This is a genomic window from Pseudoalteromonas sp. SW0106-04 (assembly GCF_001293805.1).
Lineage (GTDB): Bacteria > Pseudomonadota > Gammaproteobacteria > Enterobacterales > Alteromonadaceae > Pseudoalteromonas > Pseudoalteromonas ruthenica.
In genome coordinates, this window is the sequence record NZ_BCAI01000019.1 from 36,960 (window position 1) to 60,979 (window position 24,020).

Genomic DNA, 24,020 nt, shown 5'->3' on the forward strand with positions numbered 1-24,020 from the left:
CTCTAGCCTATGATATTTCGGGTACGTAAATGAGCAATGAGCTGGGCGACACATGCTTGTACATCCAACTCAGCGGTATTTAGTGTGAGCTCTGGATGCTGCGGAATTTCATAATCGGAGTCAATGCCTGTAAAGTGGGCAATTTCTCCAGCACGGGCCTTTTTGTATAAGCCTTTTGGATCGCGCTGTTCGCAGGTTGCCAATGGCGTATCAAGGTATACCTCAATAAACTCATGCTCTTGCACTAAGTTACGAACCATATCACGCTCGGCTTGAAAGGGAGAAATAAAGGCGGTCAGTACCAACAAACCCGCATCTACCATGAGTTTGGCACTTTCGCCAACACGGCGGATATTTTCCTTACGATCAGCATCGCTAAACCCTAAATCACCACACAAACCATGGCGAACATTATCACCATCCAGTAAGTAAGTATGATGACCTAAATGATAAAGCGCTGACTCTAAGGCCCCAGCAATGGTACTTTTTCCTGAGCCTGAAAAGCCAGTAAACCAAATAATGCAACTTTTATGCTTGTTAAGCTGTTGGCGCTTGGTTTTATCGACACCATGGTGGTGCCACACAATGTTTTCGTCCATTTCTCGGTCTCGATATTAAAACGGAAAGACATAAGTAATGAGGCTGAGCACTACCACCGCATAGGCGATAGACATGATCACACCTATGCGGGCAAAATCGGCAAAGCGATACTGCCCCGCATTCATTACAATCATATTGGTTTGATAACTATAAGGGCTGATAAATGCGGCACTAGCGCCATAAGCAACAGCCATGGCAAAGGGCATCAAATTCACCTCCAAGGAGCTGGCTAAGCCATAGGCCAATGGAAACATGAGCGCCGCAGCGGCATTATTGGTGATAAGCTCAGTCATCACCACGGTGATCATATACACCACTATCAGCGCGACAAACGGTGTGAGCGCGCTGTAGCCAGCCAACCATTGTTGTAAGGCTTGCTCTGCTCCGGAGCCGCTGAAAGCATGAGCTAAGCCCAGTGCTGAGGCAATAATGATGACTAGCTCAAAAGGAAAGCGCCTTTTGAGTTCTTGACCATCAAGCACCTTAGTGGCTAACAGCAAGGCAATAAACAGCAATAGCCCTTGCACCAAGGCAATTGTCCCCGTCGCCGCCAGGGCGATAACAGCGGCAAACCCTGCCAATAAAGTGGCTTCACTTCTACGGCCATAGGTTTTATCAACCTCATGTTCACTGACGAAATAAAAGTTTTTATCCAGGTTGGAGCGATTATGAAAATCATGACCGACCGCGAGCATAAAGCGATCGCCCGGGCGGATTGTCACTTCGCCAAGCTTTCCGGAGAGGCGCTCACCATTGCGATGAATAGCCACCACAGCGGCGTCGAACTTCGCACGAAAGCCCGTTGCCTTTAAGGTTCGTCCCACAAGCGTTGAGGTGTGTGTGACAATCACTTCTTGTAGGTTCGAGCTCAATAGTCCATTGCTGTCGGCAAATAAAGTTAAGCCCGGGATGCGCTGTAAGGCGGCGACGCTGTGCACATGACCGGTAAAAATAAGCTTATCGCCAGCTCGTACTTTATTTTCCGGGTTGACAGGGCTTATCAAGCGTCGCTCACGGACAATCTCAACCAGAAACAGGCCATCAAGATCACGTAAGCCATTTTTTTCTATGGTTTTACCAATAAGTGGTGAGTTTGCACTAACCTTTGCTTCAAGGAGATACTCTTTGTGCTCACCTTCTACCCTTGGGTAGTTTGGCAGCAGTCGCCGACATAAAATCAGTACGGCTATTCCACTTAAGGTGACTGCGATACCTATGGGTAAAAAGCTAAACATGGCGAGGTTGAAGCCATCATATTGCTGCGTAAAGCTATTTACTATGAGGTTTGTTGAGGTACCAATAAGCGTGGTCGTCCCTCCTAAAATGGCAGCATAGGATAGCGGGATAAGTAGCTTAGAAGGTGCGTGATACTTATTGCGAGTAAGGGGCCCCACCAATGAAGCGACAACGGCGGTATTATTCAAAAAAGCCGAAGCGGCAGCGGTCACGGTGCTTACTTTAACAATACTGGCTCGCAATGATGGGCTAACGATACCTTTAGCAACGTGCTGTAACAGCGACGTGCGTTCCAAGGCGATAGACACCAACATTAACAACACCAAAGTGACTAAGCCAGTATTAGTAAAGTTACCAAGTAATGTTGGGGTATCGATATACCCCAACACATAGCAGCCTAATAATGCAACGAAAAAGAGTGTTGCTGGGCGTACATGAGTGAGTACCAACCCGGCAAACAACGCGATTATAATCGCTGCATAAAAGACCACATCCATCGTTTATTTCAACTTGCTAATATCGATGGCTTGCCAATGCGGGAAGTGCTTACGTACTAAGGCATTGAACTCAATTTCAAAATCGCTGTACTGAGCGTTATGCTGAGACGTTTGAGCCGCTAGCACTTGCTCGACCATTCCCGCTCCCACAGTCAGGTTACTGAGACGATCAATAAGAATAAAGGCGCCGGTTTCGCGGTTATCACGATAAATATCGGCCATCATCGGCTCGGTCAACTCCAACGTGACGATGGCAATTTCGTTGAGCCGTAAGCTTTCAGCTTGACCCTTTTCTAGAGTATTGACGTCAATGGTGTGGTCAATGCGTGACACCACCGCTGCGGTTTTTTTAGTACCTAGCTTGAAATTATAGGTTTTACCCAGCTCTAAGGGTTGCTCATGCATCCATACCAATTTTGCTTGCAGTTGGTTGGTTGCTTGCGCACTTGAGTGCGCGGGCACAATGACATCGCCACGGCTTACGTCAATTTCATCGTTCAAAGTCATAGTGATAGCTTGACCTGCCTCAGCATGATCAAGGTGACCATTGAAAGTGACCAGCTCCTTGACGCTGGATATTTTACCTGAAGGCAGCACTTTTACGGCATCACCGACTTTAAATTGTCCTGACGTAATGGTTCCTTGGAAGCCCCTAAAGTCAAGGTTCGGACGTACTACATATTGCACCGGTAACCGTGGTTCAAAGCCGTTATCGGTCGCTGCTGCAGGCGAGTCTTCTAATAGCTCTAGTAGCGGTTTGTCGGTGTAGTAAGGAGTATGCTCTGAGCGAGTAACCACGTTATCACCTTTAAGCGCCGACATCGGTACGAACTTAATGTCTTTAACATTAAGTTGCTCAGCAAATTTTAAGTAGTCCGCCTTAATTTTTTCATAAACAGTTTCATCAAAGTCGACAATATCCATTTTGTTAATCGCGACGACGAACTGTTCAATGCCTAGTGAATCACAGATAAAGCTGTGACGTTTGGTTTGTACTTGCACGCCATAGCGAGCATCAACCAAAATGACAGCAAGATCGCTGGTTGATGCACCCGTTACCATGTTGCGGGTGTACTGTTCATGCCCTGGAGTGTCAGCAATGATGAACTTACGCTTGGCGGTAGAGAAGTAACGATAGGCCACGTCAATGGTAATACCTTGCTCGCGCTCAGCTTGCAGGCCATCGACTAACAGCGCTAAATCAAGCTCCTCACCCGCATTCCCGACTTTCTCATTGTCTTTATGCAGTGCGGCTAACTGATCTTCATAGATTTGGTGACTATCATGTAGCAAACGACCAATTAAGGTTGATTTCCCATCATCGACACTGCCACAGGTTAATAAGCGCAATAAACTTTTGTCTTGTTGACGTGCTAGATAGGCTTCGATGCCTAGCTCTTTGACTTCATTAGCAGTTGCTGACATTAGAAATACCCCTCACGTTTTTTCTTCTCCATAGACCCTGCTGAATCATGGTCAATGACCCGACCCTCACGCTCTGATGAGGTTGATAGCAGCATCTCCTCGATGATCCCCGTTAGCGAGTCAGCCGTCGACTCGACTGCACCAGTCAGAGGGTAACAGCCTAAGGTACGGAAACGGACCGACTTCATTTGTGGCTGTTCGCCTTCATTAAGAGGTATACGTTCATCGTCCACCATGATTAGGGTGCCGTCACGTTCGACCACCGGACGTTCTTTTGCTAGGTACAGCGGCACAATCTCAATGTTTTCTTGGTAGATATATTGCCAAATATCCAGCTCAGTCCAATTTGAAAGTGGGAACACACGAATACTTTCACCTTGGTTTACTTCACCATTGAAAGTGCTCCACAATTCCGGGCGCTGGTTTTTTGGGTCCCATCTGTGATGCTTGTCACGGAATGAATAAACTCGCTCTTTGGCACGCGATTTCTCTTCATCACGGCGAGCGCCACCGAAGGCGGCGTCGAACCCATATTGATTCAAGGCTTGTTTCAAACCTTGAGTCTTCATTATGTCAGTGTGCTTAGCCGAACCGTGCTCAAAGGGGCTGATATTCATTGCCAAGCCCTCAGGGTTTTTATGCACCAACAAGTCAAAGCCGTATTCTTTGGCCATACGATCGCGAAAGGCAATCATTTCCCGAAACTTCCAGTTGGTGTCCACATGCAGCAAAGGGAAGGGGATCTTGGCTGGATAAAACGCCTTACGTGCTAAATGGAGTAACACCGATGAGTCTTTACCAATGGAGTAAAGCATCACCGGGTTGTCAAATTCAGCCGCAACCTCGCGGATGATTTTGATACTTTCAGCCTCAAGTTGCTGAAGATGGGTTAAAGCCATAGCTTCTGTCCTAATAATCTAGAGATTTGATTCTTTCAAGGTCAAGCCACATCAGTGAGAGGCTGAGCAAAGCTGCTAGTTTGCGTTTTTTTGCCAAACCATGCAAGTTGCTGATGTAGCGAAGTGACCTCGCCAATAATTAATAACGCCGGGGATTGAATCGTATGTGTTTCAATCAGTTCGCTGAGCTGCGCCAGCTGCCCGGTGACAACACGTTGATCTTTGCGTGTGCCATTTTCTACTATCGCCACAGGAGTAGTAGCACTGCGCCCATGAGCCAGCAGCTGGCCTTGAATATGCGGTGACTTAATCACACCCATATAGATAGCCAAAGTTTGATTGGGTTTAGCCAAAGAGGGCCAATCCAGTTCTTGACCCTCTTTTTTGCAGTGTCCGGTGACAAATTGGATGGCCTGAGCATGGTCGCGATGTGTCAACGGGATACCCGCATAGGCGCTGCACCCTGCTGCTGCAGTAATACCTGGTACAATTTGATAGCTTACACCGTGACTGGCTAGCACTTGTACTTCCTCACCACCACGACCATAAATAAAGGGGTCACCACCCTTAATGCGGCACACTTTCTTACCTTGTTGTGCCAACTCAACGAGCAGCTCATTAGTGCGCTCTTGTGGCACACTGTGGTCGCCTGCGCGTTTGCCCACGCAAATGAGCTCAGCGTCGCGTCGCACAAGCTCCATAATTTCATCTGATACCAAGTAGTCATATACCACCACATCGGCTTGCTGCATCAATTGCAGAGCTTTGAGGGTCAATAACTCAGGGTCGCCAGGGCCTGCGCCAACCACATACACTTCGCCTTGAGGGGGCAGATTGTCATCAAGCATAGTCGTGAGTTCGTCACTGGCTTGTTCGATGTTGCCTTTTTGCACGGTGCTTACAACATTGGAATCAAACACCCGTTCCCAAAATTGACGACGATCATCAAAGCTTGTAAAACGTTGCTTTACTTGTTTTCGGAAACTACCTACTAATTTGGCCAATGCGCCTATATGCTGAGGAATTAACGTTTCCAACTTTTCCCGTAGTCGGCGAGCCAATACCGGCGCAGTTCCTGCACTGGAAATAGCAATGGTGATTGGATCTCTATCCACGATAGAGGGGAAAATAAACCGGCATTTAGGTTGATCGTCGACAACATTAACGAAAATATTATGCTGTTCAGCGGCTTCGAATACTTGGGTATTTACGGTATCGTTATCAGTAGCAGCAATAATCAACATATAGCCAAGCACTTGCTCTGGCTGAAAATAAGCTCTTTGCAACGTTAATTTTTGTTGCTTTGCAAGGGCTTCAAGTTCAGCGCAAAACTCAGGTGCAATAACCGTAACTTTAGCTCGTGCTTTGAGGAAAGCTTGTGACTTACGCAGTGCGACCTCACCGCCGCCGATCACGAGTACCGGCTTGTCATCAAGTTTTGTAAAAATGGGTAAATATTGCACCGCGCACCACCTAATTTGTTAACACCGAAAGCGACAATGTTTTATTGAGCTTGGAGAATGCAAGGATATAGGCAGCATTAACGGTTAAAAAATAATTTGTTCCAAGCTTATATATCTAAAAGTTATATGCCGACTTGTGAAATGGCTTAAGGCAATGAAAATCAATATTAAGGCGCTATTTTAAGTAGATTAAAGTGATAAAATTGAAAGCGATAACGGCGATATAATCACTAAGCGCAGGACCAGGAGATGACCATGAGTGATGTTCACGATGCGCAGTTAGCGCTCGCTTGTTTAGATTACACCCGATTGCAAGAGCACGACAGTGAGGATGCAATGTGTCAATTCGTGGCGCAAATTAATACCGCTCATGCACTGCCTGCAGCGCTGTGCGTCTACCCACAATGGTTGCAGCTAACACGTCGCGAGCTCGATAATCGCAACTTACAACAAATTCCATTGGCCACAGTGACCAACTTTCCAACTGGTGACGAGGATTTGGCCACTGTTTTGGCGCAGACGCGCGAAGCGCTGCAATTGGGCGCCAATGAGATTGACTTGGTGCTACCTTATCGAGCGTTGCAGCAGGGCGACGAGCAAAAAGCTTTGGAATATGTACGTCAAAGCCGTGAACTCTGTGCCAATAAAGCGAAGCTAAAGGTGATTATTGAAAGTGGCGAATTGAGCTTGTCGCAAGTACGTATTGCCAGTCGCATTGCCATAGTCGGCGGCGCTGACTTCATTAAAACCAGCACCGGGAAAGTGGCTATTAATGCGACGCCAGAGGCCGTCGCGGTGATTTTCGACGAAGTTGCACACAGTGAGCGAGCGGTGGGTGTTAAGGTCTCTGGTGGCGTAAAAAACCTAAGCCAAGCGCAGTTATATCTGGATATGGCGGTAAACACTATGGGTGGAGCATGGTTGACGCCTTTTAACTTTCGCTTCGGGGCATCATCATTACTGGGTGAGTTGTACAAAGTGTTATGAGTGACAGTGAAGCGGAAAAAATAGCGCTAGAGCATGATGCTGCGCGACGCTTTCTGCGCGCCTATGAGCGCTATTATCATATTCCGATGCGCCATATTTGGCACAATCAACCAGCGAAGCCCGATGTCAGTTGCTACATGGAAAGTGAGCGCTTAGATATAGAGATTGCGCATCTGTATGCCAACGAGCATGAAGCGATGGCCGTGCTTGGTCGACCTTTGAGCCTTGATATACAACGCCAACTGGCGCAGTTGGCACTAAACCCAGATACAGAGCAGCTGCGCTATGCACTCTCTAAACTACTCAGTGCCAAGGCCGCCAAACGTTATGACAGCAAGCGCGTATGGCTACTAATTCGCAATGCTAGCACGCTTTGGCATCATCAAGACTTTCTTGAAGTAAAGCCGCAGTTGGTCCTTGCACCAGGTCATCCATTCGAACAAATTTGGCTATTAACCGACTGGCAAGGCACGCATGAGCCATTACAGCTTTATAGCGCTAAATAAATCACAGCCTCTACCACTAAATTAATTTTCGGTGGCCTTTGTTTTGCTCTTGTTTTAGCGTCACTGGTCAGTATAATGGGCATCCACTTTGCAGGGGCGTAGTTCCAATTGGTAGAACAGCGGTCTCCAAAACCGACGGTTGGGAGTTCGAATCTCTCCGCCCCTGCCACTTTTCACAGACAAGTCTAAGTCTAAAAATCTGTTTTAAAGCATGTTTTTAAGGTTAGATTTGGATAGATTTACCCTGTCGTGTGACGGGGTTGTTGTGTCTGTATTTAAGGTATTAGGATTATGAGTGCAAATGTAGAAAACTCGTCAAGCCCGATGGACTTGGTAAAATGGCTTATCGCCATTGCGTTGCTGGCAGCAGCAGTAGTAGGCAACACCATGTATGGTGAAGAGTCTGCGTTAATTCGAGCTATTGGCGTGGTTGCTGCAATCGCCGTTGCCCTGGGTATTGCGGCAACGACGGGCAAAGGTCGCTCCTTCATCTCGTTTGCGAAAGAAGCTCGCATCGAAGTACGCAAAGTTGTTTGGCCAACACGCCAAGAAACCACACACACAACATTTATCGTAATGATCGCGACAGTGATTATGGCGCTTATCTTGTGGGGATTGGACGGAATTTTATTCCGCCTAGTGGGCTTTTTAACTGGATTGGAGATCTAATCCCATGACGGATGAGAACAAAGAAAAGAAATTACGTTGGTATGTAATCCAGGCTTTCTCAGGTTTTGAGAAGCGTGTTGCGCAAACCATCAAAGAGCACATCAAAATCCAAGGTCTAGAAGATAGCTTTGGTGAGGTGCTGGTGCCAACTGAAGAAGTAGTGGAAATGCGCGCCGGTCAAAAGCGCAAGTCAGAGCGTAAATTTTTCCCAGGCTACGTACTGGTAGAAATGGACATGAATGATGAGAGCTGGCACTTAGTGAACAGCACTCCTCGAGTGATGGGTTTCATTGGTGGTACTTCTGATCGTCCAGCACCAATCAGCAAGCGCGAAGCCGACCGCATTCTTAATCGTCTTGAAGAAAATGCTGAAGCACCGAAGCCAGCCACCTTGTTTGAAGCAGGTGAAGTGGTACGTGTTATTGATGGCCCATTTGCTGATTTCAACGGTGTGGTTGAAGAAGTGGATTACGAGAAAAGCCGCTTGAAAGTATCGGTACTTATCTTTGGTCGTTCTACACCTGTTGAACTTGAATTTGGTCAGGTTGAACAAGACAAGTAAGTTCGCAAACTAATGTTGAAAAAGGCCGCTGATTAACTTATAATCAGCGGCCTTTTTGTAGCAGCTGAAAATGCTGGCTGCAAAATAGGTTTTTTATTAATTGGGAAGCCGTTTGAGTACGCGTCCTCGCGCGCACGAGGCTAAGACCCACCTAACGAGGTATAATCATGGCTAAAAAAGTTGAAGCTTTAATCAAGCTACAAGTTGCTGCTGGTATGGCTAACCCTAGTCCACCAGTAGGTCCTGCTCTAGGTCAACACGGTGTAAACATCATGGAATTCTGTAAAGCGTTCAACGCTCGTACAGAATCTCTAGAGAAAGGCGCTCCGGTTCCTGTAATCATCTCTGTTTACAATGACCGTTCTTTCACGTTTGACATGAAAACGCCACCTGCTGCTTACCTACTTAAGAAAGCTGCAGGCATTAAGTCTGGTTCAGGCCGTCCTAACACTGAAAAAGTGGGTACAGTTACTCGTGCTCAACTTGAAGAGATCGTTGAGATGAAGAAACCTGACCTTACAGCGGCTGATATGGACGCTGCGGTACGCACTATCGCAGGTTCTGCGCGTGCAATGGGCTTGAACGTAGAGGACTAAGATAATGGCAAAATTAACTAAACGTATGCGTACTATCCGCGAAAAAGTGGATGTCACTAAAGATTACGAAATCAACGAAGCTGTTGCACTTCTAAAAGAGCTAGCAACTGCTAAGTTCGTTGAAAGTGTTGACGTTGCTGTTAACCTTGGTATCGATGCACGTAAATCTGACCAAAACGTACGTGGTGCGACTGTACTTCCAAATGGTACTGGTCGTGACGTTCGCGTTGCTGTATTCACTTCAGGTGCTAATGCAGACGCAGCTAAAGAAGCTGGCGCGGATATCGTAGGTATGGAAGATCTTGCTGACAAAGTAAAAGCTGGCGAGATGGACTTTGACGTTGTTGTTGCTTCTCCAGATGCAATGCGCGTTGTTGGTCAACTAGGTCAAATCCTAGGTCCACGTGGTCTTATGCCTAACCCTAAAACTGGTACTGTAACACCTAATGTTGCTGAAGCAGTTAAAAACGCGAAAGCGGGTCAGGTTCGTTACCGCAACGACAAGAACGGTATCGTTCACTCTACCATTGGTAAAGTTGACTTCACTGCTGAACAGTTACAACAAAACCTTGAGTCTCTTATCGTAGCGCTTAAGAAGGCTAAGCCTTCACAAGCAAAAGGTACTTACATCAAGAAAGTAAGCATCTCGACTACTATGGGCGCAGGTGTTGCTGTTGACCAAAACTCACTAAGCACGCAAGTAGCGTAATTTAGGAGTTTACGTGGCGCGATTTTTATACTATAATTTCGCGCCATTTTGTTGAGTATTGAACTCAACAATCAACGAATTCGGGTTGAAGCCAACGTTGTTGGCTTCCGTCCAAGACCGTAGGTGCAGTCACGTATTGCTTAATTTCCTACGTAGACGGTGTGAATCCCAGCTAGATTTTTCCTAATCTTCTGGCTCTCGCCGTAACAAGCAGCTCCGTCATGATGATGGAGTAGAGTAAAACTGAGGTATTTCGGTATCTCACTGAACCAGGAGTAACACCCATGGCTTTAAATCTTCAAGACAAAAAAGCAATTGTTGCTGAAGTCAACGAAGCTGCCAAAGGTGCTCTATCTGCAGTAGTTGCAGATTCTCGTGGTGTAACTGTTGACGCTATCACTTCACTTCGTAAAGAAGCTCGTGAAGCAGGTGTATGGATGAAAGTCGTTCGTAACACGCTAGCTAAACGCGCTATCGAAGGGACTGATTACGAGTGTCTTAACGATTCACTAGTAGGCCCTAGCCTAATCGCTTTCTCTTCTGAGCACCCAGGTGCTGCAGCGCGTATCTTCACAGATTTCGCAAAGAGTAACGAAGCATTTGAGCTTAAAACGGCTGTATTTGACGGTGAAATCGTAGATGTAGATATGCTAGCTAAGCTACCTACATACGACGAAGCAGTTGCACGTCTAATGAGCGCTATGAAAGAAGCTTCTGCAGGCAAGTTGGCAAAAACTCTTGCTGCAGTTCGCGACCAGAAACAAGAACAAGCTGCTTAATTTTTATTTATAAGCTATTGTTCTTTATCGGTGTAATGAATTTAATGAACCCTCGGGTTCGAGAATATTAGGAAATTTATAATGTCTGTAACTAAAGACCAAATCCTTGACGCTATTGCTGAAATGTCAGTAATGGAAGTTGTTGAACTAGTTGAAGCAATGGAAGAAAAATTCGGCGTAACTGCTGCTGCTGCTGTTGTTGCTGCTGGTCCTGCTGAAGCTGCTGAAGAGAAGACTGAGTTCGACGTAATCCTAGCTGGCGCTGGCGGTAACAAAGTTGCTGCTATCAAAGCGGTACGTGGCGCAACAGGTCTTGGCCTTAAAGAAGCTAAAGCACTTGTTGAATCAGCTCCTGCACCTATCAAAGAAGGTGTTTCTAAGGAAGAAGCTGAAGCACTTAAGAAAGATCTTGAAGAAGCTGGTGCTGAAGTTGAGATCAAGTAATCTAGCGTATGCTAGGTTCGCTGCCTGAGTAATCAGGCAAGGGCTGGTGATTATTTAATCACCGGCCCTTTTGCGCTATAGAGCGAAAATTTGCTCCAGGGTGCTCTAAACCTAAATTTCACTTTTATTTTCAATTGGTTACGTAACTTCATTGGCAATAGCAGTGACATTTAGGAACAACAATTCTAAATGTTGTAAATATTGGCATAGATGCCAGTTATGTCTGTTCTTACAAGAACAGGTAGGGTCAAAGATCAGCAAGCTGAGGAACCCCATGGCTTACTCTTATTCTGAAAAGAAACGTATCCGTAAGGATTTTGGTAAACGTCCACAGGTTTTGGACGTACCTTTCTTACTGCAAATGCAGTTAGAATCGTTTAAAAAATTCTTAACTCCGGACGCTGACGGCGATTTCGGTTTGGAAGCTGCCTTCCGCTCCGTTTTCCCGATTAAAAGCTATTCGGGCAACTCTGAGCTTCAATACGTAAGTTATCGTATTGGTGAGCCAGTGTTCGATGTTAAAGAATGTCAAATCCGCGGTGTGACTTATTCTGCTCCACTTCGCGTAAAACTTCGTCTTGTGCTTATGGACAAAGAAGCACCCGGCACAGTTAAAGACATCAAAGAGCAAGAAGTTTACATGGGCGAAATTCCGCTCATGACTGACACAGGTACCTTTGTTATCAATGGTACTGAGCGTGTTATCGTTTCTCAGCTACACCGTTCACCTGGTGTATTCTTTGATAACGACCGCGGTAAAACGCACTCCTCTGGTAAGGTGCTTTATAACGCTCGCGTTATTCCTTACCGTGGTTCATGGCTCGACTTTGAATTCGACGCTAAAGATAATCTCTACGTACGTATCGACCGTCGCCGTAAGTTGCCGTCGTCGATCATTTTGCGCGCGCTTGATTATTCAACAGAAGAAATTCTTAATATCTTCTTTGAAACTACTACCTTTGAGGTGAGTGACGGTAAAGTTCTTATGGAGCTTGTGCCTGCGCGTCTACGTGGTGAAACCGCAGCCTTTGACATTAAAGGCGAAGATGGCGAAGTCTTGGTAGAACAAGGCCGTCGTATTACTGCGCGTCACATCAAGAGCATCGAGAAAAAAGGCATCAAGCAGCTAGAAGTACCGCATGAGTACGTCATCGGTCGGGTATTAGCGAAAAACTATGTTGATGAGTCAACAGGTGAAGTAATCGCCAATGCCAACGATGAACTATCGCTTGAGCTAATGGCTGAGCTTGTTAAAGCAGGTCACACCGAAATTGCTACTTTATATATCAATGAAGTAGACAGCGGCTCTTACATGTCAGATACCGTTCGTATCGACTCAACTACAAACCGCCTTGAGGCCTTGGTAGAAATCTACCGTATGATGCGCCCAGGTGAGCCGCCGACAAAAGAAGCTGCAGAAGCGCTATTTGAAAACTTATTCTTTACCGATGAGCGCTATGACCTATCAACTGTAGGTCGTATGAAGTTCAACAGCCGCGTTGGTTATGACACCGACGAAGGCCCAGGTACTTTGTCTAAAGAAGACATCGTTGCCGTGATGAAAGTGCTTATCGATATCCGTAACGGTAAAGGCGATGTTGATGACATCGACCACCTTGGTAACCGTCGTATCCGCTCTGTGGGTGAAATGGCAGAAAACCAGTTCCGTGTCGGTCTAGTTCGTGTTGAGCGTGCTGTACGTGAGCGTCTAAGCCTTGGTGACCTTGATGCCATCATGCCGCAAGACCTTATCAACGCCAAGCCAATTTCGGCAGCGGTGAAAGAGTTCTTCGGTTCATCACAGCTTTCTCAATTTATGGACCAAAACAACCCGCTATCAGAAGTTACGCACAAGCGTCGTATTTCTGCATTAGGTCCGGGTGGTCTTACGCGTGAGCGTGCAGGCTTCGAAGTACGTGACGTACACGTAACGCACTACGGTCGCGTATGTCCAATCGAAACGCCTGAAGGTCCAAACATCGGTCTAATTAACTCATTGTCTACGTATGCACGTACCAATGACTTTGGTTTCCTAGAAACACCTTACCGTAAAGTGGTTGATGGTGCGGTTACCGACGAGGTTGATTACCTTTCTGCTATCGAAGAAGGTCAGTTCGTTATTGCTCAGGCAAATGCTGACTTAAACGATGACAACGGATTTGTAGAAGAGCTGATTACTTGCCGTCACAAAGGCGAGTCAACCTTGATGCCGCGCGATGATATCCAGTATATGGACGTTTCGCCACAACAGGTTATTTCAGTCGCTGCTGCGCTTATCCCATTCCTAGAGCACGATGATGCGAACCGTGCATTGATGGGATCGAACATGCAACGTCAGGCTGTACCAACACTACGTGCTGATAAACCACTAGTAGGTACAGGTATCGAGCTTACACTTGCGAAAGACTCGGGTGTAACTATCGTTGCTAAGCGTGGTGGGGTGGTTGATTACGCTGATGCGAGCCGTATCGTTATCAACGTAAATGAAGATGAGCGTGTACCTGGTGAAGCGGGTATCGACATCTACAACCTAACTAAGTACACCCGTTCTAACCAGAACACCTGTATTAACCAAAAGCCAACTTGTATGGTTGGTGAGCCAATTGTACGTGGTGACGTGCTTGCTGATGGTCCGTCAACAGACCTTGGCGACTTGGCGTTAGGTCAAAACTTACGCGTGGCATTCATGCCTTGGAATGGTTACAACTTCGAGGATTCAATCCTCCTTTCAGAGAACGTTGTAAAAGAAGATCGTCTAACGACTATCCACATCCAAGAGCTTCAGTGTATTGCTCGTGATACTAAGCTTGGGCCGGAAGAAATCACTGCTGACATCCCGAACGTGGGTGAGTCTGCACTGGGCAAGCTAGATGAGTCTGGCGTTGTTTACATCGGTGCAGAAGTGAAAGGCGGCGACATTCTAGTAGGTAAAGTAACACCTAAAGGTGAAACTCAGCTTACGCCTGAAGAGAAGCTACTGCGTGCCATCTTTGGTGAGAAAGCGTCTGACGTTAAAGACAGCTCGCTACGTGTACCAAACTCAGTATCAGGTACCGTAATCGACGTACAAGTCTTCACCCGTGACGGCGTAGAAAAAGACAAACGTGCGCTTGAAATCGAAGAAATGCAGCTTCGTGAAGCGAAGAAAGACTTCAACGAAGAGTTCAAGATCCTTGAAGAAGGTGTGTTAAGCCGTGCTCGTGGTCTATTGACCGGCGCAGGCATGGATGCAGCCAGCCTAGAAGGCCTCGCTGCTGATAAACTATTAACACAAAGCCTAGCTGATGAAGGCAAGCAAGCAGAACTTGAGCAACTAGCAGCGCAGTACGATGAGCTAAAAGCTGAGTACGATAAGAAGTTTGAAACTAAACGTCGCAAGATCACTCAAGGTGATGACTTAGCACCAGGCGTATTGAAGATTGTGAAGGTTTACCTAGCGGTTAAACGTCGCATCCAGCCAGGTGATAAGATGGCGGGTCGTCACGGTAACAAAGGTGTTATCTCGACTATCGTACCTGTAGAAGACATGCCTTACGATGAGAAAGGCCGTACCGTTGATATCGTATTGAACCCGCTGGGCGTACCATCGCGTATGAACATCGGTCAGATCCTAGAGACTCACATGGGTCTTGCGGCACGCGGTATCGGTGAGCGTATTGAAGAAATGATGAAAGAGCAGCGTGAGCTTCACGAACTGCGTGAATTCATCAAGAAAGCTTACGAACTGGGTGAATGTCGCCAGCAAGTAGACATCGCTAGCTTCTCTGATGACGAAGTTCGTCGCCTAGCAGAGAATCTAAAAGGCGGTCTACCGATTGCTACTCCTGCATTTGACGGTGCTCGCGAAAGCGAAATCAAGGAAATGTTGGAGCTCGGTGGTTACCCATCAAGCGGTCAGGTAACGCTGTATGATGGTCGTACTGGCGATCAGTTTGAGCGTCAAGTAACGGTTGGTTACATGTACATGCTGAAACTGAACCACCTTGTTGATGACAAGATGCACGCGCGTTCTACTGGCTCATACAGCCTAGTAACGCAGCAGCCGCTAGGTGGTAAAGCACAGTTCGGTGGTCAGCGCTTCGGTGAGATGGAAGTCTGGGCACTAGAAGCGTACGGCGCGGCTTATACCCTGCAAGAGATGTTGACTGTGAAGTCGGATGACGTGAATGGTCGTACTAAGATGTATAAGAACATCGTTGACGGTAACCACAAGATGGAACCGGGTATGCCAGAATCATTCAACGTATTGTTGAAAGAAATCCGTTCACTCGGTATCAACATCGAGCTGGAAGAAGAATAAGCCGGTCGGGCGCAAGGCGCCCAAACCTGCGAACAAATAAATGGGCGGCTTGCCGCCCTCGAGATTAACCTCCGACAGGAGAGCTAAGGTGAAAGACTTACTTAAGTTTCTGAAGCAACAAAATAAGACCGAAGAATTCGATGCAATTCGCATTGGTCTTGCTTCGCCGGACATGGTGCGTTCATGGTCATATGGTGAAGTAAAGAAACCTGAGACCATTAACTACCGTACTTTCAAGCCTGAGCGTGACGGCTTATTCTGTGCCCGTATTTTCGGCCCAGTGAAAGATTACGAGTGTTTGTGTGGTAAATACAAGCGCTTGAAGCACCGTGGTGTTATTTGTGAAAAGTGTGGCGTTGAAGTAACGCTAACCAAAGTGCGTCGTGACCGTATGGGTCACATTGAGCTGGCAAGCCCAGTGGCACACATTTGGTTCCTAAAATCACTGCCATCGCGTATCGGCCTAATGCTTGATATGACGCTTCGTGACATCGAGCGTGTGCTGTACTTCGAATCATTCGTGGTAACCGAACCTGGTATGACGACGCTTGAGCGTGGTCAGCTTTTAGGTGAAGAAGAGTACCTTGATGCTCTTGAAGAGCACGGTGATGAATTTGAAGCGAAGATGGGTGCAGAAGCTGTACTTGATCTTCTTAAAGAACTCGACCTAGGTCAGCTGATTGCAGAAATGCGCGAAGAGCTACCAACTATCAACTCTGAAACCAAGCGTAAGAAAATTACCAAGCGTTTGAAGTTGATGGAATCGTTCCACCAGTCAGGTAACAACCCTGAGTGGATGGTAATGAGCGTTCTTCCAGTGCTACCGCCTGATCTACGTCCACTTGTACCACTAGATGGCGGTCGTTTTGCGACGTCAGATCTAAACGACCTTTATCGTCGTGTGATCAACCGTAACAACCGTTTGAAGCGTCTTCTCGATTTAGCCGCGCCAGACATCATCGTACGCAACGAAAAGCGTATGCTGCAAGAAGCTGTGGATGCGCTTCTTGATAACGGTCGTCGTGGTCGTGCTATTACCGGTTCTAACAAGCGCCCACTTAAGTCGCTTGCAGACATGATCAAAGGTAAGCAAGGTCGTTTCCGTCAAAACCTTCTTGGTAAGCGTGTTGACTACTCAGGCCGTTCTGTAATTACCGTAGGTCCTACACTGAAACTACACCAGTGTGGTCTGCCTAAGAAAATGGCTCTTGAGCTATTCAAGCCTTTCATCTACGGCAAACTTGAGCGCCGTGGTATGGCGACAACCATCAAAGCTGCGAAGAAGATGGTTGAGCGCGAAGTACCAGAGGTTTGGGACGTACTAGACGAAGTTATTCGTGAACACCCAGTGCTACTTAACCGTGCACCAACCCTTCACCGTTTAGGTATCCAGGCGTTTGAGCCGGTACTTATCGAAGGTAAAGCGATTCACCTACACCCATTGGTGTGTGCGGCGTATAACGCTGACTTCGACGGTGACCAAATGGCGGTTCACGTACCATTAACGCTAGAAGCGCAGCTAGAAGCGCGCGCGTTGATGATGTCAACCAACAACATTCTTTCGCCTGCGAACGGTGAGCCAATCATCGTACCTTCACAGGACGTTGTTTTGGGTCTTTACTACATGACCCGTGACCGCATTAATGCCAAAGGTGAAGGCCTGGTATTTAAAGACGCGAAAGAAGCTGAAAAAGCCTATCGTACTGGTACTGCCGAGCTACATGCTCGAGTAAAAGTACGGATGACAGAAACGGTAATCGAAGAAGACGGCAGCACTGAAGAAGTGACCGGCGTTATCGATACCACTGTCGGTCGTGCTATTTTCTCGTTGATCATGCCTAAAGGCTTACCTTTCTCACTGGTTAACCGTGCGTTAGGTAAGAAGCAAATCTCAGGTATGCTTAATGAGTGTTACCGTCGTCTAGGCTTGAAAGACACCGTAGTGTTTGCTGACCAAGTGATGTACACCGGTTTCCACTATGCGATGAAATCGGGTGTATCAATCGGCATCAACGACATGGAAATCCCGCCGGTTAAAACTGAGATCATCGATGCAGCGGAAGCTGAGGTTGCCGAAATCAACCAACAGTTCCAGTCTGGTCTTGTAACAGCGGGTGAGAAGTACAACAAAGTTATCGATATTTGGTCACGTGTGAACGAAAACTTATCACGCGAAATGATGGCGAACTTATCGAAAGACACTGTTATCAATGCTGAAGGTAACGAAGAAGAGCAAGACTCATTCAACTCAGTGTTTATGATGGCCGACTCGGGCGCACGGGGTAGTGCAGCTCAGATTCGTCAGCTAGCGGGTATGCGTGGTCTAATGGCTCGTCCAGATGGTTCAATCATCGAAACGCCAATTACCGCGAACTTCCGTGAAGGTCTAAACGTACTTCAGTACTTCATCTCAACGCACGGTGCGCGTAAAGGTCTTGCCGATACCGCATTGAAGACAGCGAACTCGGGTTACCTAACGCGTCGTCTCGTAGACGTAGCGCAAGACTTGGTAATCAATGAGAGCGACTGTGGCACGGAAGATGGTCTAACTATGAAGCCACTCATTGAAGGTGGTGACGTAGTAGAGCCGCTACGCGAGCGTGTACTAGGGCGTGTAGTTGCTGAAGACGTACTTAAGCCAGGCACTGAGGAAGTGTTGGTTGAGCGTAACATCATGCTTGATGAAAAGCTGTGTGACCTACTTGAAGAGCACTCAGTGGATGAAGTACGTGTTCGTTCTGTTATCACTTGTGACAATGACTTTGGTGTATGTGCTAAATGTTACGGTCGTGACTTGGCTCGTGGCCATATCATCAACCCAGGTGAAGCGGTCGGTGTTATTGCAGCACAGTCAATCGGTGAGCCAGGTACACAGCTTACCATGCGTACCTTCCACATCGGTGGTGCGGCATCGCGGGCATCTGCAGAGAACAGCGTACAAGTTAAAAACAACGGTCGTCTGAAGCTTCACAATGCGAAATATGTATTGAATTCAGAAGGCAAGATCGTTATCACTTCACGTTCTACCGAGATCACCATCATTGATGAGCACGGTCGTGAGAAAGAGCGTTATAAAGTACCTTACGGTGCAGTGTTAACGGTACAAGATGGTGCCGAAGTGAAAGGCAACGACATCGTAGCGATGTGGGACCCGCACAGTCACCCAATCATCATCGAGCATGAGTCAAAAGTATCGTTCAGCGATATCGATGACTCTAACACCGAAGCTCAGACCGACGAGTTGACAGGTCTAACGCGTGTGGTTGTTAAAGACCTAGCCAAGGTGAATGCGAAAGAGCCTAAGCTTATCATTGAGAATGAAGAGCGCGGCCTGCAAGAGATTCGCCTACCGTCATTCACCACCATTGAGGTGAGCGATGGTGCCACGGTGAACCCGGGTGATGTGCTTGCACGTATCCCGCAGGAAGGTTCGAAAACTCGTGATATTACCGGTGGTCTACCACGTGTTGCTGACCTATTCGAAGCGCGTAAGCCGAAAGATCCAGCCATCCTAGCGGAGATCTCAGGTACGGTAAGCTTTGGTAAAGAAACCAAAGGTAAGAAGCGTCTTGTCATCACCCCAGCGGAAGGTGATGCATACGAAGAGATGATTCCAAAGTGGCGTCAGCTTAACGTGTTCGAAGGTGAGACGGTGAGCAAAGGTGAAGTAATCGCCGATGGTCCAGAGTCTCCGCATGATATCCTTCGTCTACGTGGTGTGACCGATGTTGCTAACTACATCGTTAATGAAGTGCAAGACGTTTACCGTCTGCAAGGTGTAAAGATTAACGATAAGCATATCGAAACTGTTATTCGTCAGATGCTACGTAAATGTATCATCCTCGATGGTGGCGACACTGAATTCCTAGCCGGTGAACAGGTTGAAGTTGCACGCGTAAGCATCGCAAACCGTGAACTTGAGGCCGAAGGTAAGATCCCAGCGAAGTATGAAATTCAGCTAATGGGTATTACCAAAGCGTCATTGGCAACCGAATCATTCATTTCAGCAGCCTCGTTCCAGGAAACCACACGTGTCCTAACTGAAGCTGCTGTAAATGGTAAGAGCGATGAACTTCGCGGTCTGAAAGAAAACGTAATCGTGGGTCGCTTGATCCCAGCCGGTACTGGCTTTGCGTATCACCAAGATCGCCAAAATCGTCGTAAACAGAATGCAGAGGAACTGCTTGAGCCAACAGTAAGTGCCGAGGAAGCAACCCAAGCACTGACTGATGCACTTAATGCAGATTTGTCTGGCGACCAAGAATAACCGCTTAATTTCATAATTAAGTCACGCTGAGGGCGGTATAATACCGCTCTCGGCGTTGTTTTGGTTGACAGGCTAAACTTTGCTCATTAAAATTCCGCCACCCTTTTACTCGCTGGTGTTATCGCAGTGTGTAAATTGGGCGGAATTTTTAATTTCAGTAGTAACTTTAATTTTTCATCAGGAGCTATTTGATGGCAACTATTAACCAGCTAGTGCGCAAGCCACGTCGCAGCAAGGTTACAACTAGTAACTCAGCCGCGCTTAAGGCATGTCCACAAAAGCGTGGTGTATGTACTCGTGTATATACCACTACTCCTAAGAAACCAAACTCGGCTCTACGTAAAGTAGCCCGTGTACGTTTAACAAACGGTTTCGAAGTAACATCTTACATCGGTGGTGAAGGCCACAACCTTCAAGAGCACAGTGTAATCCTTATCCGTGGTGGTCGTGTTAAAGACTTACCTGGTGTACGTTTCCACACTGTTCGCGGTGCACTTGACTGTGCCGGCGTAAATGACCGTAAACAAGGTCGTTCTAAGTACGGTGCAAAACGTCCTAAGGGCTAATGGTTCTCCGTTAGTAAGGCCAAGCACTTAAGTTTTAATTAAATATTAGTTTTGGGAATCTGTTCAAAAAACAGACCTGAAGAAATCGGAGAGATAAAATGCCTAGAAGACGCGTAATAGGTCAACGTAAAATTCTTCCAGATCCTAAGTTCGGATCAGAATTACTTGCAAAGTTCGTCAACGTAGTAATGCTTGACGGCAAAAAGTCTACTGCTGAAAACATCGTTTATGGTGCGCTAGACGTGGCTGCTGAGAAATCAGGCAAACCGCACCTAGAAATCTTTGAGTCTGCACTTGAAAACGTTCGCCCACAGGTAGAGGTTAAATCTCGCCGTGTAGGTGGTTCAACGTACCAAGTACCAGTTGAAGTTCGTCCAGTTCGCCGCAACGCACTAGGTATGCGTTGGTTGGTTGAAGCTGCACGTAAGCGTGGTGAAAAATCTATGGGCCTTCGTCTGGCTCAAGAGATGATCGACGCAGCTGATAACAAAGGCACTGCGGTTAAGAAACGTGAAGACGTTCACCGTATGGCTGAAGCGAACAAAGCATTCGCTCATTACCGTTGGTAATCTGTCCTTAACCTTTAAGAGGATTATATGGCACGTACAACTCCAATTGAGCGCTACCGCAATATCGGTATTTGTGCTCACGTAGATGCAGGTAAAACCACCACGACGGAACGTGTACTTTTCTACACGGGCCTATCTCACAAAATTGGTGAGGTACATGATGGTGCTGCAACTATGGACTGGATGGAGCAAGAGCAGGAGCGTGGTATTACTATCACGTCTGCTGCGACCACTTGTTTCTGGAAAGGGATGGACGCGCAATTTGACGACCATCGCATCAATATCATCGATACCCCAGGGCACGTAGACTTCACCATTGAAGTTGAGCGTTCACTGCGTGTACTTGATGGTGCTGTTGTCGTGCTTTGTGCTTCATCAGGTGTACAGCCACAGACAGAAACAGTCTGGCGTCAGGCCAATAAATACGAAGTTCCACGTATGATCTTCGTAAATAAAATGGACCGTATTGGCGCCGACTTTTTGTCGGTTGTAGATCAGGTGAAAACCCGTCTGGGTGCAACTCCTGTTCCGATTCAGCTGCCTATTGGTGCTGAAGAAGACTTTAAAGGTGTAATTGATCTTATCAAGATGAAAGCCATCAACTGGAACGAAGCGGACCAGGGGATGTCATTTACATTTGAGGAGATCCCGGCAGAGCTTCAAGACCAAGCCGAAGAATACCGCTCACTTCTTGTGGAAGCGGCGGCTGAGGCCAATGAAGAGCTAATGGACAAATATTTAGAAGAAGGTGAGCTCAGCGAAGCTGAGATCAAGCAAGGCCTTCGTGCTCGTACTCTAAGCAACGAAATTGTGCTGATGAGTTGCGGCAGTGCGTTCAAGAACAAAGGCGTGCAAGCGATGCTTGATGCCGTGATTGAATACATGCCTTCACCTACCGAAGTTAAACCGATTCAAGGTGTTCTTGATGATGGCGAGACTGAAGACACGCGTCCAGCAGATGACAAAGCGCCTTTCTCAGCATTGGCCTTTAAAATTGCTACCGACCCGTTCGTAGGCACGCTAACCTTCTTCCGTGTGTACTCAGGCACAGTTGCCCAGGGTGACACGGTATATAACCCAGTTAAATCAAAGCGTGAGCGCTTCGGTCGTATCGTCCAGATGCACTCAAACTCACGTGAAGAGATCAAAGAAGTTCGTGCCGGCGATATCGCCGCTGCGATTGGTCTCAAAGACGTAACAACAGGTGATACCCTGTGTGACGGGAATGCAATCATTACGCTAGAGCGTATGGAATTCCCAGAGCCGGTGATCTCTGTTGCGGTAGAGCCAAAAACCAAGGCAGACCAAGAAAAGATGGGTATTGCGCTAGGTAAACTAGCGGCAGAAGATCCTTCTTTCCGCGTACAAACAGACGAAGAATCTGGCCAGACTATTATCTCTGGTATGGGTGAATTACACCTCGATATTATCGTCGACCGTATGAAGCGTGAATTCAAAGTTGAATGTAACGTTGGTAAACCTCAGGTTGCCTACCGTGAGGCGATTCGTTCAGCCGTTAAGGTTGAGGGTAAGTTTGTTCGTCAATCGGGTGGTCGTGGCCAATATGGTCATGTTTGGGTCAAACTTGAACCGCTTGATATTAGCGATGAAGAAGCACCAACATTCGAGTTCGTTAACGAAATCGTTGGTGGTACTGTACCGAAGGAATATATTCCAGCGGTAGAAAAAGGTCTCCACGAGCAGATGGAGCAAGGTGTTCTTGCTGGTTATCCGCTTCTGGGCGTTAAAGCGACGTTATTCGATGGCTCGTTCCACGATGTCGACTCTAACGAAATGGCCTTTAAGATCGCAGGTGCAATGGCAATGCGTAACGGCGCGCTTGAAGCGAACCCCGTGTTGTTAGAGCCTATCATGAAGGTAGAAGTGATCACTCCTGAAGCAAACATGGGTGATGTTGTAGGCGACCTAAACCGTCGTCGCGGTATGATCGAAGGAATGGAAGAGGCACCAGGCGGCTTAAAACAAGTGAACGCCGAAGTACCACTTTCAGAAATGTTCGGTTATGCAACTGACTTACGATCAGCTACACAAGGTCGTGCCTCGTACTCGATGGAATTCCTCAAGTACGCAGAAGCGGCTAAAAATGTAGCTGATGGAATTATTGCAGCTCGCGCTGTTAAGTAATTTGAGTTCGGTCCGATCTTCGGGTCGGACTTTAATTTCTTTATAGGAATTTTGAAAATGGCAAAAGAAAAGTTTGAACGTTCGAAACCGCACGTAAACGTAGGTACAATCGGCCACGTTGACCACGGTAAAACAACTCTAACTGCAGCGATCACTAACGTACTAGCAAAAGTATACGGTGGTGTAGCACGTGATTTCGCACAAATCGATAACGCTCCAGAAGAGCGTGAGCGTGGTATCACAATCGCAACTTCACACGTAGAGTACGACACTCCGACACGTCACTATGCACACGTTGACTGTCCAGGACACGCTGACTACGTTAAAAACATGATCACAGGTGCTGCACAGATGGACGGCGCGATCCTAGTAGTTGCGGCTACTGACGGTCCTATGCCACAAACACGTGAGCACATCCTACTATCTCGTCAGGTTGGCGTACCTTACATCATCGTATTCATGAACAAATGTGACATGGTTGATGACGAAGAGCTACTAGAGCTAGTAGAGATGGAAGTACGTGAACTACTTTCAGAGTACGACTTCCCAGGTGACGACCTACCACTAATCCAAGGTTCAGCTCTTAAAGCGCTAGAAGGCGAGAAAGAGTGGGAAGACAAGATTGTAGAGCTTGCAGAAGCACTAGATTCTTACATCCCAGAGCCAGAGCGTGACATCGATAAGCCATTCATCATGCCTATCGAAGACGTATTCTCAATCCAGGGTCGTGGTACAGTAGTAACTGGTCGTGTAGAAGCGGGTATCATCAACGTGAACGACGAAGTTGAAATCGTAGGTATT

The 24,020-nt window shown here is 47.1% G+C and carries 19 protein-coding genes and 1 tRNA gene; 15 read left to right on the forward strand and 5 right to left on the reverse strand.

Annotated elements, in window-relative coordinates; genetic code table 11:
* Positions 1-2: 2 nt before the first annotated feature.
* The 5 genes from cysC to cysG are packed head-to-tail and all read right to left on the reverse strand — an operon-like array spanning position 3 to position 6,120.
* Positions 3-599 carry an adenylyl-sulfate kinase gene (gene cysC, locus W04_RS17095; protein WP_053911718.1) on the reverse strand — a complete coding sequence of 199 codons (597 nt, stop codon included), beginning with the start codon at positions 597-599 and terminating at the stop codon, positions 3-5.
* Positions 600-614: 15 nt separating this feature from the next.
* Positions 615-2,333 carry an SLC13 family permease gene (locus W04_RS17100; RefSeq protein ID WP_053911719.1) on the reverse strand — a complete coding sequence of 573 codons (1,719 nt, stop codon included), beginning with the start codon at positions 2,331-2,333 and terminating at the stop codon, positions 615-617.
* Positions 2,334-2,336: 3 nt separating this feature from the next.
* Positions 2,337-3,758: a sulfate adenylyltransferase subunit CysN gene (cysN, locus tag W04_RS17105; RefSeq protein ID WP_053911720.1), complete on the reverse strand. Its 1,422-nt coding sequence runs from the start codon at positions 3,756-3,758 to the stop codon at positions 2,337-2,339.
* Complete coding sequence (gene cysD, locus W04_RS17110; protein WP_053911721.1) at positions 3,758-4,657, reverse strand: sulfate adenylyltransferase subunit CysD; 900 nt, start codon at positions 4,655-4,657, stop codon at positions 3,758-3,760. The genes cysN and cysD overlap by 1 nt, the downstream gene beginning before the upstream one ends.
* 41 nt (positions 4,658-4,698) lie before the next feature.
* A complete protein-coding gene (gene cysG / locus W04_RS17115; protein WP_053911722.1) occupies positions 4,699-6,120 on the reverse strand; it encodes a siroheme synthase CysG in 1,422 nt (473 codons plus the stop codon).
* A gap of 255 nt (positions 6,121-6,375) precedes the next feature.
* Here cysG and deoC point away from each other — a divergent pair, with 255 nt between their 5' ends.
* From deoC to W04_RS17190, 15 genes are all read left to right on the forward strand, one after another.
* Entirely contained in the window at positions 6,376-7,107 is a 732-nt protein-coding gene (deoC, locus tag W04_RS17120) for a deoxyribose-phosphate aldolase (protein WP_231658193.1), read from the forward strand.
* Entirely contained in the window at positions 7,104-7,613 is a 510-nt protein-coding gene (locus W04_RS17125; RefSeq protein WP_022944294.1) for a hypothetical protein, read from the forward strand. The genes deoC and W04_RS17125 overlap by 4 nt, the downstream gene beginning before the upstream one ends.
* A 92-nt stretch (positions 7,614-7,705) precedes the next feature.
* Positions 7,706-7,782 (forward strand) — tRNA-Trp (locus W04_RS17130).
* Between the two features lie 122 nt (positions 7,783-7,904).
* A complete protein-coding gene (gene secE, locus W04_RS17135) occupies positions 7,905-8,282 on the forward strand; it encodes a preprotein translocase subunit SecE (RefSeq protein ID WP_022944293.1) in 378 nt (125 codons plus the stop codon).
* 4 nt (positions 8,283-8,286) lie between these two features.
* Positions 8,287-8,844: a transcription termination/antitermination protein NusG gene (nusG, locus tag W04_RS17140; protein WP_022944292.1), complete on the forward strand. Its 558-nt coding sequence runs from the start codon at positions 8,287-8,289 to the stop codon at positions 8,842-8,844.
* 167 nt (positions 8,845-9,011) lie between these two features.
* Positions 9,012-9,440 (forward strand): 50S ribosomal protein L11, encoded by a 429-nt coding sequence (gene rplK, locus W04_RS17145; RefSeq protein ID WP_022944291.1) that lies wholly within the window; start codon positions 9,012-9,014, stop codon positions 9,438-9,440.
* Between the two features lie 4 nt (positions 9,441-9,444).
* Positions 9,445-10,149 carry a 50S ribosomal protein L1 gene (gene rplA / locus W04_RS17150; RefSeq protein ID WP_022944290.1) on the forward strand — a complete coding sequence of 235 codons (705 nt, stop codon included), beginning with the start codon at positions 9,445-9,447 and terminating at the stop codon, positions 10,147-10,149.
* Positions 10,150-10,433: 284 nt separating this feature from the next.
* On the forward strand, positions 10,434-10,928 hold the full coding sequence (gene rplJ, locus W04_RS17155; protein ID WP_022944289.1) for a 50S ribosomal protein L10: 495 nt from the start codon (positions 10,434-10,436) through the stop codon (positions 10,926-10,928).
* A gap of 81 nt (positions 10,929-11,009) precedes the next feature.
* Entirely contained in the window at positions 11,010-11,372 is a 363-nt protein-coding gene (gene rplL / locus W04_RS17160) for a 50S ribosomal protein L7/L12 (protein WP_022944288.1), read from the forward strand.
* 274 nt (positions 11,373-11,646) lie between these two features.
* Positions 11,647-15,672 carry a DNA-directed RNA polymerase subunit beta gene (rpoB, locus tag W04_RS17165; protein WP_053911724.1) on the forward strand — a complete coding sequence of 1,342 codons (4,026 nt, stop codon included), beginning with the start codon at positions 11,647-11,649 and terminating at the stop codon, positions 15,670-15,672.
* Between the two features lie 88 nt (positions 15,673-15,760).
* Positions 15,761-19,939, forward strand: coding sequence for a DNA-directed RNA polymerase subunit beta' (gene rpoC / locus W04_RS17170; RefSeq protein WP_022944286.1), 4,179 nt, complete (start codon positions 15,761-15,763; stop codon positions 19,937-19,939).
* A 191-nt stretch (positions 19,940-20,130) separates the two neighbouring features.
* Positions 20,131-20,505, forward strand: coding sequence for a 30S ribosomal protein S12 (gene rpsL / locus W04_RS17175; protein WP_022944285.1), 375 nt, complete (start codon positions 20,131-20,133; stop codon positions 20,503-20,505).
* A 98-nt stretch (positions 20,506-20,603) separates the two neighbouring features.
* On the forward strand, positions 20,604-21,074 hold the full coding sequence (gene rpsG, locus W04_RS17180) for a 30S ribosomal protein S7 (protein ID WP_022944284.1): 471 nt from the start codon (positions 20,604-20,606) through the stop codon (positions 21,072-21,074).
* Between the two features lie 27 nt (positions 21,075-21,101).
* Complete coding sequence (fusA, locus tag W04_RS17185) at positions 21,102-23,219, forward strand: elongation factor G (protein WP_022944283.1); 2,118 nt, start codon at positions 21,102-21,104, stop codon at positions 23,217-23,219.
* A 57-nt stretch (positions 23,220-23,276) separates the two neighbouring features.
* Positions 23,277-24,020 (forward strand): elongation factor Tu (locus tag W04_RS17190; protein WP_138590946.1); only part of this gene is annotated, 744 nt, incomplete at its 3' end.

Excerpts from the sequence above, each read along its gene's own strand:
- cysC (WP_053911718.1), bottom strand. The coding sequence starts at position 599 with ATGGACGAAAACATTGTGTGGCACCACCATGGTGTCGATAAAACCAAG.
- W04_RS17100 (WP_053911719.1), bottom strand. The coding sequence starts at position 2,333 with ATGGATGTGGTCTTTTATGCAGCGATTATAATCGCGTTGTTTGCCGGG.
- cysN (WP_053911720.1), bottom strand. The coding sequence starts at position 3,758 with ATGTCAGCAACTGCTAATGAAGTCAAAGAGCTAGGCATCGAAGCCTAT.
- cysD (WP_053911721.1), bottom strand. The coding sequence starts at position 4,657 with ATGGCTTTAACCCATCTTCAGCAACTTGAGGCTGAAAGTATCAAAATC.
- deoC (WP_231658193.1), top strand. The coding sequence starts at position 6,376 with ATGAGTGATGTTCACGATGCGCAGTTAGCGCTCGCTTGTTTAGATTAC.
- W04_RS17125 (WP_022944294.1), top strand. The coding sequence starts at position 7,104 with ATGAGTGACAGTGAAGCGGAAAAAATAGCGCTAGAGCATGATGCTGCG.
- secE (WP_022944293.1), top strand. The coding sequence starts at position 7,905 with ATGAGTGCAAATGTAGAAAACTCGTCAAGCCCGATGGACTTGGTAAAA.
- nusG (WP_022944292.1), top strand. The coding sequence starts at position 8,287 with ATGACGGATGAGAACAAAGAAAAGAAATTACGTTGGTATGTAATCCAG.
- rplK (WP_022944291.1), top strand. The coding sequence starts at position 9,012 with ATGGCTAAAAAAGTTGAAGCTTTAATCAAGCTACAAGTTGCTGCTGGT.
- rplA (WP_022944290.1), top strand. The coding sequence starts at position 9,445 with ATGGCAAAATTAACTAAACGTATGCGTACTATCCGCGAAAAAGTGGAT.
- rplJ (WP_022944289.1), top strand. The coding sequence starts at position 10,434 with ATGGCTTTAAATCTTCAAGACAAAAAAGCAATTGTTGCTGAAGTCAAC.
- rplL (WP_022944288.1), top strand. The coding sequence starts at position 11,010 with ATGTCTGTAACTAAAGACCAAATCCTTGACGCTATTGCTGAAATGTCA.
- rpoB (WP_053911724.1), top strand. The coding sequence starts at position 11,647 with ATGGCTTACTCTTATTCTGAAAAGAAACGTATCCGTAAGGATTTTGGT.
- rpsL (WP_022944285.1), top strand. The coding sequence starts at position 20,131 with ATGGCAACTATTAACCAGCTAGTGCGCAAGCCACGTCGCAGCAAGGTT.
- rpsG (WP_022944284.1), top strand. The coding sequence starts at position 20,604 with ATGCCTAGAAGACGCGTAATAGGTCAACGTAAAATTCTTCCAGATCCT.
- fusA (WP_022944283.1), top strand. The coding sequence starts at position 21,102 with ATGGCACGTACAACTCCAATTGAGCGCTACCGCAATATCGGTATTTGT.